This is a genomic window from Aliivibrio sp. S4MY1, assembly GCF_028765545.1.
Lineage (GTDB): Bacteria > Pseudomonadota > Gammaproteobacteria > Enterobacterales > Vibrionaceae > Aliivibrio.
In genome coordinates this window covers 1-725 of sequence record NZ_JARACP010000062.1, presented here as the reverse complement: position 1 = coordinate 725, position 725 = coordinate 1, and the positions used below count along the sequence as shown (strand labels likewise).

At 36.6% G+C, this 725-nt stretch carries 2 protein-coding genes; both read left to right on the top strand.

Going from position 1 to position 725, the window contains the following annotated elements:
• The coding region (locus PVK71_RS20330; RefSeq protein WP_274421132.1) for a hypothetical protein at positions 1–223 on the top strand (223 nt) is incomplete at its 5' end.
• Between the two features lie 2 nt (positions 224–225).
• A complete protein-coding gene (locus tag PVK71_RS20325) occupies positions 226–669 on the top strand; it encodes a hypothetical protein (protein ID WP_274421134.1) in 444 nt (147 codons plus the stop codon).
• The last annotated feature ends 56 nt before the right edge of the window (positions 670–725 follow it).

Genomic DNA, 725 nt, shown 5'->3' with positions numbered 1-725 from the left:
TACAGGACTGTCTCAATACAATCCAGAAAACACTTTCTCTGCAACGCCGTACGATGAGTATGGTAATCAGTTTGTTCCTTTTATAGATTGCAAACACCCTTTTTCTTTTGGGAGTATTTTAATTTTTATTCCAGAAGGTGCAAAAAGAATTCAATTTCGTTTATCCGAGGGAGCAAGCTCTGATATATCTGCCCAATTACTTACTAGCTACTACTTGGTATAATTATGTTTAACGTATTTAAAACTAAATCTGGTCTTTGCGCGATTGAAGTTAATGAGGGTGATGAAAACTACCTTGCGTTGAGTGCGTTCTATTCAAAAAATGCACTCTCAAGCATCACAGTTGACACACTTGATTTAGATCAAATTCACAATATGGATATCGTTAATGGCCAACTTATTATTAGCGACTCGTTATTAAATCAGCGTAAACGAAATATTGAAGTGGAATGGCAGACATCTACATTGCAAAAAGTGAGCGCTTCGATCCTACAATATCAAACCGATATGGCAATTGATGAATTGTACTCAGAATTAAGATCTCAAACTTACAATGAAGATGACTACTTTGCACTGTTGGGCGATAGAAAGCTGTTGATTGAATATGTACAGCAGGAGGATTTTCCTGAATGCGGCAGGCCGACATTATCTGGATTAATTACTGTCTAGATCACATGTCATATAACGACAAAACCCAATCCGTTGATTGGGTTTTTCTTTATTAG

Excerpts from the sequence above, each read along its gene's own strand:
- PVK71_RS20325 (WP_274421134.1), top strand. The coding sequence starts at position 226 with ATGTTTAACGTATTTAAAACTAAATCTGGTCTTTGCGCGATTGAAGTT.